Consider the following 10,459-nt stretch of genomic DNA (forward strand, 5'->3'; position numbering starts at 1 on the left):
AATTTGTGAAACGCGATACGGACATGTCAGAATGTTGGTAGCTAAGTTAGTTTGAGGTGTCTATGCCACGCATGGCGCGGAATTGGGTTGCTGTTCAGTGAAAATGTGTTATCTACGGATCGTCATCCTGAACGTTGGTTTTGGAACTCAAGTCTGGTAAGACTTGAGGAGGCAAAACCTTACGATTCAGGATCCCATTTTTTTAAATCTGCAAAAAAGAATTGGATCCTGAATCGCAAAGATTTTCCAATTCGTGCGACTTACAGTCGCACGTTCGGAAAATCAGCGTTCAGGATGACGGCCGTGTTGGTTTCACTGAACAGCCCTGCAATTTGAATAAAAGGGGTTGGAAAAAGAAGTTAGTTAGTATAGAATCTAAAACAGTGTAAGCAAAAAAAATAGTTTACACCTGTCGGTTGGTCTGGTGATTCGGATCACTAGCATAATGATATAAATAAACTCAGGAGGAACTCTTATGAATAAATCAGATCTTATCACACATGTTGCACGTGAAACTGGCTTGTCAAAGGCTGCAAGTGAAAGAGCTATCAGCTCTGTATTTGAGGGCATCACATCGACACTTAGTCGCGGTAACGATGCTCGCTTTATCGGTTTTGGTACGTTTTCAGTAACTGCAAGAAAAGCTCGCATGGGTCGTAATCCGCGCACTGGTGCTCAGATTCGCATTCCTGCTTCAAACCAGGCACGCTTCCGTGCAGGTAAAGAGCTCAAAGAAGCTGTTAACTAGACTTTTCTTTCAGTTTTTTTCAATGATCCTAAGGTCTTTGCGTAAGTAGCGTATCGGTCTTGGGATTTTTTTGTTTATACCGAAGTGCAATCAAAACCTCTGTTTCCTGATACGCTCGAAGTGCTCATTTACCCTTGTAAACTATGCGCTTCTCGCTATCATTAAACTCAACATTTTGATTCTAGCTAAGGGTGTAGAGGGAAATAATTTATGAGCGGTAAAAAAACAATTAAGTACAGACATCAAATGAAATTGTGTTTTACCAAATTAGCGACGGCAAAATTTCTATTGAAGTTAGATTTGAAAATGAAAATATTTGGTTATACCCGTACCGGGCATAAATTGCGCTTTTAGATAGAGGTCTTCTACATCACCTGTGCCTTGCTTTGCTAGCCCCAAATGGCAGGCGATCGATCAACAACGTCCAAGTTGCGATAAAACAAAACACGCCCAAGAAATAAGCCGGAACCATAGTATTTCCAGTTTTCTCAATCAGGTGAATCAACACAATTGGGGCTGACCCACCACCAGCAGCCATACCAATGGAAAAACCCATGGAGGCACCACTGTAACGATATTTGGCAGGAAAAAGTTTCACCAGGACGTAGTGCTGTGGACCAGCAATTCCAGCAGTTAGTATCCCCAAGATTAATTGTCCCACCAAAATAGCAGGTAATGAACTCGATTGTAGCAGCAAGAAACAGGGCACTACTGAAAAGAGTCCAACAAATCCCCCATAAGCAAAGTACTTTTCATTCCCCATTTTTTCTGCAACATGCCCAAGGATAGGGGAACCAACCATAAAAGCCAGCAGCCCTAATAGATTCAACTGCATGGCTTGGGCAATCGGTATGTCACCATACCGAGACAAATAGGTAATCATAAAGCCAAACAATGTGTACGAAAATACCCCATTGCACAAACCCAACATGATGGCTTTAGTAAATTCAAGACCACAAAATTGCACCACATCAAATGGGGATTGCAGAAAATCCTCTTCCTTCTCAAGCGCCTTAAAAACCGGAGTTTCCGTTAGGCGTCGACGCACATAAAATCCAATAACACTTACAAATGCACCACAAACGAAGGGAATACGCCACATCCATTCAACATCCCCGTGCCCAGTGATCACCGACCCAAAAGCCGTTGCCGTAATGGCACCAATCACGCACGAACCTGTAATGGCTCCACTGGCAAAGCCAGGATAATTTCTGCCCATGTGCTCAATGGCAAAAATGCCAGCACCATTGTATTCTCCGCCGGTGCACAGCCCCTGTAGCAAACGACAACAAATCAAAATGATGGGAGCCAGTACCCCCAAGGTTGCATACCCCGGCAACAAACCAATGACCAAAGTAGGAACACCCATCAACACGATGGAAAGCGTTAATGCTTTTTGTCGGCCGAATTTATCACCAATGTAACCAAAAACCATAGCGCCAAAAGGTCGCATCAAAAACCCAGTACCAAAGGCCCCCCAACTGGCCAGCAAAGAGATAACCTCGTTATCGGAAGGAAAATAGAGTCTAGCAATAACGGTGGCAAACACACCGTACAAAGTAAAATCATAAAACTCGAGTGCGTTTCCTAGCACGCTTGCAAAAAGAATTCGTTTCTTGTTCATCTATAGCCTCCTTAAGTTTAGCTCACCGTAGCAATACACCATGTGATAATAAGATGCAAGCTATATAATTATGATGTTTATAATAAGCATTATGCACGAAGAGCGGGATTTATAGGGGTTTGGAAATATGAGCTCAGGATTTTTCTAATCTGTCGTGATGACACAGGAAACCCAATCCATGCTCGGAGGTAAAACTACCTAGAACAAAGGATCAAAGGTCTTATCAACGTGCCACTAAAATGCAGAGCATAATGCATCCCACAGAATCCGTTATAACGAGCCTTGTTCTTAAAGGGATTATGGCAATAAATGAAAGGTCCTAGTTACAATTTCCGGGAATCGAGGTTAACAATATACATATAGGGATGGCAGGTTGTGTTTTCAATACATATTGTCAATAACCGTGATTTTTCGGAGTTTTTAATGCACTACGAAGAACAATATGGAAGTTCCGAACAACTCAGCATCATAGAAACAGAATTTAACCAACTCATTTCTCCAAAAAGTGGTCTCTTTTGCGTGCTGTTTTTGAAGAGGTTATGTCCTATTTAGTGGTGCAGTTTTGCATGCTGATTTACGCTGCAAGCCGATAAATAAAAGCAGCGTACAACATTAGAAATATTGCACCTGAGGTTATTGAAAATCTGCGGCTCAGTTGTGATTTGATGATGAACAGCAAGGAGCACAGGGCAAAGAAAATGACGCCGATGTTTTCCAGATAAATGGGAGCTTGGGTAGGTAAAATCAAGAACATTAGCCCTGGAATTAATGTGATGTTAAAGACGTTGCTGCCTATGATGTTGGCAATCACGAACTCTTCCGACATGCGCCTGGCTGATAGCAACAGAACCACCAACTCGGGAAGGCTGGTGCCGACGGCAACGGCTGTCAAGCCGATAGTGCTTTCGGGGATGTTAAAGATGCGGGCAAGAGAGGTGCCACTATAGATGATGAGCTCAGATCCTGCGTATAAAACTACTGCGCCAGCTAAGGAAAAAGCCAGGAGTTTAAGTGCAATAGGGCCAGAAAATTCGCGCACTGTATTTTTATGGGATGTACCGTTGTGCTCGGTAATGTAGGAGAAGCCAATGTAGCCGCAGTAAAATAGAAGAAGGAGGGCGCCGGCTAGAAAACTGTAGAGACCATAAAAAATTACCAGGAAAAACGCCAAAGAGGATAATACAAAAGCGATCATATCGGTACGGGACATCAGACTGCGTGAATGATTGGGCTTTAAGAATAGCAAGCATCCCAGCCCGTAAACCAACAAGATATTGGCAATGTTACTGCCGGCTAGATTGCCCAAAGCAAGAGCTGTATGATCGCTGAAATGTGCGCCCAGTGAGACAAAAATTTCAGGTGACGAGGTGGCAATGCTCATCAATGTAATTCCGGAAAATGCTTCTGAAACATCAAGAGCGCGGGAAAAGAGCTTGCAGGCTTTAATCAGAATTTCTGCTCCCAGCATCAAGAGCGCACTGGCTGCTAGAAGGCCAAGAAGGGGATAAAGTATGTCTGCCATGAATGTCGTGGGTGCCTTGCTCTTGTTCTGATCGTATTTATGTACCATTTTCCAGGAAAAAGATTAAGGGGAGGTTGCAAGCTCAATAGTTGCAATTTTTTTTGTGTACTGAAGCTGAATCAAACTGTTGATTTTCTAGTATACTCGCCCCGGTCACGTGCGACACGAAGTCGCTGAATCGACTGTTTCTCGGGGGCAACCCTGGTAGAACTTAATCTTTTTTGGACAAATCCAATTTCTGTGCTAGAATTTGTCCAGATAACTAAAAGAGCTAGAGCATACCTGTTGCATGATTCACCGAACCTTGGGCCAAAAGCTCGTAGACTTATTTGGTAAATTCCCAATTGTTAGCGTTCTTGGGCCTAGGCAATCTGGAAAGACAACTCTGGTTCAAAAAACGTTTCCTGATCTTGCCTATGTTAATATGGAAGATCCCGTCCAACGAGAAAATGCCGCCATAGATCCCAGGAGTTTTTTAGAGCGTTATTCAGACGGCCTCATTATTGATGAAGCCCAAAAAGTGCCAGAGTTATTTTCTTATTTGCAACTCTATGCAGATCAAAAAGACAGACCCGGACTTTATATTCTTACAGGCTCTCAGCAGTTTTTGTTAAATGAAAAAATCTCACAAAGTCTAGCCGGGCGTGTTGCCATTACCACTTTGCTTCCTCTCACCTATAGGGAACTAATACGAGAGAATTTGCAAATTGTTGATGTCCATTCACTCATTTTTCAAGGATTTTATCCACGTATCTACCGTTATAACATTGAGCCCAAAGATTTTTATCCTGGATACTTACAAACTTACGTGGAACGAGATGTACGCCAAATTAAAAACATTACCAACCTTACTTTGTTTCAAAAGTTCATCAAACTGTGTGCTGGACGTGTTGGGCAACTTCTCAATATATCTTCTTTGGCCAATGACTGTGGTGTTTCCCAATTTACCGCCAAACAGTGGTTGTCGCTCTTGGAAATGAGCTTTATTGTTTATCTACAACAGCCATACTATAGAAATTTTGGCAAACGCTTGGTCAAAGCCCCTAAACTCTATTTTTACGACACTGGCCTGGCCTGCTATCTCTTGAATATAGCGTCTTCTCAGCAACTTCAGGATCATTATGCCAAGGGATCTTTGTTTGAAAACTTGATTGTCAACGAGCTACAAAAACAATTTTTTAATCGCGGACTGCAACCTTTGCTTTATTTTTGGCGCGATAAAGTGGGACATGAAATTGATATAATTGTCGAAGGATCGAACGATCAGCTGATCCCCATTGAAATCAAATCTGGCAAAACTATTAATAAAGATTTTTTCAAAAACCTAGAGTACTGGAAAACCTTCACAAAACAAGCAGGAAAAGCTTATCTTGTTTATGGTGGCGCTGAGGATATGGTGCGCAAATCAACTACTATTCTCAGTTGGCAGAACTTCCATATTAATCAGATTTTAAATGCTTAGCAACAAATTATACCTAAGGAACAGGGCTGTTCAGTGAAAATGTGTTATCTACGGGCTTCACGGAATAGCCCTGTCAACTTGCACTAGTGTCTGGTATTATTAAAAAAAGGACTATCAAGAGAAAAGGCTGGAATTGAGACATCAATCCACTCATCATATTCCGTGAGCATTTTGTAGCTGCCTTGCACGATGGCTGAAGGGGATTTTAATGGAACGCCACTGGTATATTCAAAGGCATCGCCTGGATCGAGAGTTGGTTGTTGTCCTACAACTCCTCTCCCTTTGATTTTTTGGCTTTGTCCAAGATTGTCGGTGATTTTCCAAATTCTAGATTTTAACTGCACGGCGATTTTGCTGTTGTTTTCAATACGCACATTATATGCCCACACAAAGATATTATCATCTGGAGAGGATTGGTCTGCCAAGAACAAAGGCTCGACAATCACCCGAATAGAATTGGTTGTTGCAGAATACATATACACATTTGCCACTCGTGAACTATTGAACTATGCTAGTACAATAAGAGCTATTTTGGAAGGAAAATTAGTAATGGCAACTGAGACAGTTTCGACAGCTCAGTGTAGTTGTTCGATGGGAGACACTCATTCAAACTTTACTGTTTCGCCAGATAAACGTGTTGAAGGTGAATCAAAGCCAGCTGCTAACATTATGGACAATAAACTGGGGGTCAATTTCCCAGTTCTAGTTGGAACATTTGGCAAGTGTAAGAGTTTGTTGTTTCCTGACACAGCTAAGGCAACTGCTGAAAAAAATGGCGTCCTTGATCCACAGGACTGCCAACCTATTTTTGCGGCTCCATGGATGCCGGGTGCAATGACGGTTCATATCGGGGGAGCTCCGGCTTTGAGCAGCACTTCTGTTTTGATGTGCACGTTTGCCGGGTCAATCTCTGTTTCCTATCCAGGAGAGACAACGTTTATGGTGCCTTAGCAGGTAGAGCTCGCGCGACGTAAAACTGCACGAATTGGAAAATCTTCACGATTTAGGATCCATCGCTTTTCAAAATTTCAACTACTACTCAACATCAACCAACTCAACGTCAAAAATCAAAGTGGCATTGGCTGGAATAGCAGCTCCTGCACCACGTGCGCCATATCCTAACTCAGGAGGAATAGTCAGTTTGCGTTTGCCGCCGATTTTCATAGTTGCAAGCCCTTCATCCCAGCCTTTAATGACTTCTCCTGCTCCAAGGGTAAAGCGAAAGGGTTTCCCGCGATCATGTGAGCTGTCAAATTTTTTCCCGTTTTCTAGAGTCCCTGTGTAGTGCACGACAACGGTTTGACCTTCTTCAGGAGTTATGCCACCTCCAACGGTAATATCTTCAATAATCAATCCTGAGGGCATTTGTACTTTTCCTTGTGCAGATTTTTGTGTGGGTGTCGGCTCTTCTTTTGCCTGGGGGGCAGACATTGAAATGACTGCTGTAAGACAAGAAAATCCAAGGGTTTTGAGTAGTGCGTTGTTCATTTTTTAATCTCCTTAAAAGCTTTAAGATACTCACAATCTGGCAAAATATAGGCTATCTGTCCACAAATTTTTTCAAAACAACTCTAGACATGTTCACTTCATTGGTCCAGAATAAGGGTAGTCTAAGGGTCTATATAAACATCTCAAGGGGAGGGTCCACGATCATGTCACACATTTCAATTGGTGATTTTTTTGACACTTTTAGTAACTGGGAAGTTGTTGTCTCAAAAGGCAACACGTGTTACGCAGCTCACGTTGAGCCAGAAGGTGAAGCAAAAGACGCGATAGAATCAAGCTTGTCAGATTAATCATGTATGATCCTCAATCGGGTCTCTCTTCGAGTCTACCGTTGTGGCTCGGGTGGATGATGGCACAGGCTCCTCTATCTCAGACAATGTTTGCTCCTGGGTTCGGCAAAGATCTTCCCCAAGTTGACGATTTGCCAAAGCTTTGGCAAAAAATGCAACAGGACATGCAAGGCCAATTCAAACACTTTGCTAGGGGGTTACATACCTATCAACAAGCCCCGCATGACAGTGCGCGTAATCTTCCTCCGGTTGTGTGGCAACAAGGGGCCACCAAGCTTTATGATTATGGTAAGTCTGCCAATAAAGCAGGCCCTGCAATGCTTGTGGTTCCATCCCATGTCAATCGCAGTTATATTCTCGATCTTAAAGAAGATCTCAGTGTCTTAAGGTATTGGGCAGAACAAGGTTTTCGCCCTTTTTTGGTGGATTGGGGAGATCTTAGTGATTATGAGCGTGATTACTCATTGGATGATTATTTTCAAAATCGTTTGGAGCCGATGCTGCATTTTGTGCAAGAAATTTCCAAGCAACCTATAAACGTAGTTGGATATTGCATGGGTGGGATGCTAGCTACCGCTTTGGCTTTGCGGCACCCAGAAATTGCGAGTCTTGTTTTGATGGCAACGCCTTGGGACTTCCATGTCGGTCGAGAATGGCTGCCGGTGGTGATGCAACAAAGTTCTTGCTTTCTTGAAAGCTTGATCGATGTTTATCAAGAACTTCCTGTTGAGGTAATTCAGATGCTCTTTGCATCTTTAAACCCACCAGGTGTGATGAAAAAATTTGCCGAATTGGGTCAAGATTTTCAAAACACGGCTTTTGTCCAAAATTTTGTTGAAGTTGAAGATTGGCTAAATGATTGCGTGCCACTGGCACCAAAAGTTGCAAAAGATTGCTTGTTGGGTTGGTACCGCGATAATTTACCCCATCGAAATCAGTGGAAAATACAAGGACAATCTGTAATTGCCAGCGAAATCAAGATTCCAACCTTTGGTGTCGTTCCAAAGAAAGATACGATCGTCTCACCTGACTCAAGTCGAGCTTTGTTAGGCAAATTGCCGCACGTTCAATCTATAGAGCCTCCTTTGGGGCATATTGGACTTGTGACAAGTAAATCTGCGCCTGAGCTTGTTTGGGAACCGATTGCTCAGTTTTTAAAAACAACAAACCCAAGTTAAAGAAAACCAACTAGAAAAAAGAAGAAAGAGGAGGAGAAAAATTATGAGTCGTATCGCATTAGTTACCGGAGGAACTAGAGGAATTGGCGCAGCTATTGCAAGGGCCCTCAAACAACAAGGACATCGCGTGGCTGTGACCTATCACGGCAATGATGAAGCTGCTAAAAAGTTCTCACAAGAAAACGGGATTACCACATACAAATGGGATGTAAGCGACTATGAAGCGTGCTCCCAGGGTATGCAAAATGTAAAATCTGACTTAGGTGATCCAGAGATTCTGGTAAATAATGCTGGCATCACTCGTGATGGTATGTTTCACAAAATGACTTACGAACAATGGCAAGCGGTCATTATGACCAACCTAACTTCGTGTTTTAACATGAGTCACTGTGTCATTAATGCAATGCGCGATAATGGATTTGGTCGTATTATAAACATCAGCTCGATTAACGGGCAAAAGGGACAAATGGGGCAAACCAATTACTCGGCGGCTAAGGCAGGTGTTATTGGTTTTACCAAGGCATTAGCTCAAGAAAATGCTCGCAAAGGAATTACTGTTAATGCGGTTGCCCCGGGTTATATCGGAACCGAAATGGTTATGGCAATTCCAGAAAAGGTCCGAGAGTCAATTGTTGCACAAATTCCCGTAGGGCGTTTGGGAACTCCTGAAGAGATTGCCCAAGTGGTAACGTTCTTGGGATCTGATGCTGCTGGGTTTATTACCGGTGCAACGATGTCAGCTAATGGCGGTCAGTATATGGCGTGCTGATGTCAGATGTCAGAAACCAACGTCCTTCGTTACCGTAATCTGATTTTGTCCAACGTTCACTGTGTGCCCATGGTAGTGGGTATACTGCTTTATCCGGTCGTAATTGATAGGAGGACTGGCATCTTCTTTTTGAAATTATCGTAATTACTATCAAAATATCTAATGTTATCTTTTTCTTTAACGAATTGGGGAGTTATCTGCGAAAAGGTATCTTTGGGTGAGTCAAAAATTTGCCACTTAATGTATTATTTTTAAATACTTAGGTTAATTATGTGAATTCACCTTAAGGGCCCTTTTCGCTGATAACACCCCAATTGTTAACATAATTATTTTACAATAAAATATATAATATAATAATATTGGTGTTATTAATAGATAATGAGGAGTGTATGATTATGAAAAAATCAGTTGATAGTTTGTGGTATTTTATAGTGTTTGTGGCTTTTGCTACTCCTAATCTTAACCAGAAAGTTGCTGCTACTGACATAGTAGAAGTACCCGTTATGGTATCAGTGGCTAATTCAAATAAAAATTTTACTGAATTTAATGGCAAAAGGGCTAAGGTAAATTTAACTGTTCAAAACAGGTGGGACCAATAGCTTGTTGCAAGAAGTGTTTTGGTACACAATACCTAACAACAGAGACAAAATAGTACAGGCTTTAGGTATTAAACCAGAAATATTTGACCCAGAAGTGAAAGCATCACAATTGATATCCCCTGCTACGTATGTTATGTATAAGTTAAAATTTGTGAACTTCTTTCTCTCAGGAGACGACGTTAATGTTAGCTCTATTAAGTATGGTCACGATTATTTCAATAGGTATACAGCCACGGAATTAGGAATTTTGCCAGGTAAGGATGGTAGCAGTCCTAGAAACACTTTAGGGCTCAGCTTAAAAATAGAACTTGCTTTTTAACCTGAATTCCCGGAAAATTATACCCGTCCCGGGCATGAATGGCGCTTTTCATTAGCAAAAATTTGACTGCTGTGCCGCCCGGGGGCGCCCTCTTTTTCCTGAAAGAATTGTTTCCTTGCAAAGATCAAACAAAGTGTTACCGTAGCGCCTTTCTCCATCCGTTAGTAATGAAAGATCGTCTGTTTTTTCGATAACTTCTATAAGCTTCCCCAAAGTGTATTGAAATAATTCTTCGTCTTTCTTGCCGCACTTCATTTCCCATATGAAACGAGAAGAGCGCTCTATCAGAACTACCGTCCATCCTTCACTTTCATGAGCTGGTTTATTAGAATATACTTTCGTGTATAACTCGTCTCCTTCTATTTCTTGTTTGATAAAATCATTGAGCAGAGAGTATAGGTATAATTCTTGTTTAACTTGGGCAAATTTTTTTTCCCAATTT

Annotated in this window: 13 protein-coding genes; 8 read left to right on the plus strand and 5 right to left on the minus strand. The window is 42.0% G+C overall.

Features of this window, described 5'->3' with window-relative positions; genetic code table 11:
• Positions 1-475 precede the first annotated feature (475 nt).
• Positions 476-748, plus strand: coding sequence for an HU family DNA-binding protein (locus ABFQ95_05440; GenBank protein ID MEN8236967.1), 273 nt, complete (start codon positions 476-478; stop codon positions 746-748).
• Between the two features lie 370 nt (positions 749-1,118).
• Here ABFQ95_05440 and ABFQ95_05445 read toward each other — a convergent pair whose 3' ends face one another.
• Together ABFQ95_05445 and ABFQ95_05450 are read right to left on the minus strand one after the other, a co-directional pair.
• Positions 1,119-2,372, minus strand: coding sequence for an MFS transporter (locus ABFQ95_05445; GenBank protein MEN8236968.1), 1,254 nt, complete (start codon positions 2,370-2,372; stop codon positions 1,119-1,121).
• Between the two features lie 574 nt (positions 2,373-2,946).
• Entirely contained in the window at positions 2,947-3,942 is a 996-nt protein-coding gene (locus ABFQ95_05450) for a sodium:calcium antiporter (GenBank protein ID MEN8236969.1), read from the minus strand.
• Positions 3,943-4,183: 241 nt separating this feature from the next.
• On the opposite strand from ABFQ95_05450, the gene ABFQ95_05455 reads away from it, so the two are divergent.
• Complete coding sequence (locus ABFQ95_05455) at positions 4,184-5,356, plus strand: ATP-binding protein (protein ID MEN8236970.1); 1,173 nt, start codon at positions 4,184-4,186, stop codon at positions 5,354-5,356.
• Positions 5,357-5,439: 83 nt separating this feature from the next.
• Here ABFQ95_05455 and apaG read toward each other — a convergent pair whose 3' ends face one another.
• Positions 5,440-5,832, minus strand: a complete 393-nt coding sequence (gene apaG, locus ABFQ95_05460; protein MEN8236971.1) for a Co2+/Mg2+ efflux protein ApaG — start codon at positions 5,830-5,832, stop codon at positions 5,440-5,442.
• Between the two features lie 73 nt (positions 5,833-5,905).
• On the opposite strand from apaG, the gene ABFQ95_05465 reads away from it, so the two are divergent.
• Positions 5,906-6,307, plus strand: a complete 402-nt coding sequence (locus tag ABFQ95_05465; protein ID MEN8236972.1) for a DUF4280 domain-containing protein — start codon at positions 5,906-5,908, stop codon at positions 6,305-6,307.
• Between the two features lie 84 nt (positions 6,308-6,391).
• Here the strand turns inward: ABFQ95_05465 and ABFQ95_05470 are convergent, their stop codons facing one another.
• Positions 6,392-6,844 (minus strand): FKBP-type peptidyl-prolyl cis-trans isomerase, encoded by a 453-nt coding sequence (locus ABFQ95_05470; GenBank protein MEN8236973.1) that lies wholly within the window; start codon positions 6,842-6,844, stop codon positions 6,392-6,394.
• Positions 6,845-7,008: 164 nt separating this feature from the next.
• On the opposite strand from ABFQ95_05470, the gene ABFQ95_05475 reads away from it, so the two are divergent.
• The 5 genes from ABFQ95_05475 (at position 7,009) to ABFQ95_05495 (ending at position 10,017) form a co-directional block, all read left to right on the plus strand.
• Positions 7,009-7,152, plus strand: a complete 144-nt coding sequence (locus ABFQ95_05475) for a hypothetical protein (GenBank protein ID MEN8236974.1) — start codon at positions 7,009-7,011, stop codon at positions 7,150-7,152.
• Positions 7,153-7,154: 2 nt separating this feature from the next.
• Positions 7,155-8,330 carry an alpha/beta fold hydrolase gene (locus tag ABFQ95_05480; protein ID MEN8236975.1) on the plus strand — a complete coding sequence of 392 codons (1,176 nt, stop codon included), beginning with the start codon at positions 7,155-7,157 and terminating at the stop codon, positions 8,328-8,330.
• A 43-nt stretch (positions 8,331-8,373) separates the two neighbouring features.
• Positions 8,374-9,099: an acetoacetyl-CoA reductase gene (phbB, locus tag ABFQ95_05485; GenBank protein ID MEN8236976.1), complete on the plus strand. Its 726-nt coding sequence runs from the start codon at positions 8,374-8,376 to the stop codon at positions 9,097-9,099.
• Positions 9,100-9,494: 395 nt separating this feature from the next.
• Positions 9,495-9,698, plus strand: a complete 204-nt coding sequence (locus tag ABFQ95_05490) for a hypothetical protein (GenBank protein MEN8236977.1) — start codon at positions 9,495-9,497, stop codon at positions 9,696-9,698.
• Position 9,699: 1 nt separating this feature from the next.
• Positions 9,700-10,017: a hypothetical protein gene (locus tag ABFQ95_05495; protein MEN8236978.1), complete on the plus strand. Its 318-nt coding sequence runs from the start codon at positions 9,700-9,702 to the stop codon at positions 10,015-10,017.
• A gap of 51 nt (positions 10,018-10,068) precedes the next feature.
• On the opposite strand, the gene ABFQ95_05500 is transcribed toward ABFQ95_05495, so the two are convergent.
• Positions 10,069-10,459: hypothetical protein (locus ABFQ95_05500; GenBank protein MEN8236979.1), on the minus strand; the 391-nt coding region annotated here is incomplete at its 5' end.

The organism is Pseudomonadota bacterium (assembly GCA_039714795.1).
In the GTDB taxonomy this organism is placed as follows: Bacteria; Pseudomonadota; Alphaproteobacteria; order JAGOMX01; family JAGOMX01; genus JBDLIP01.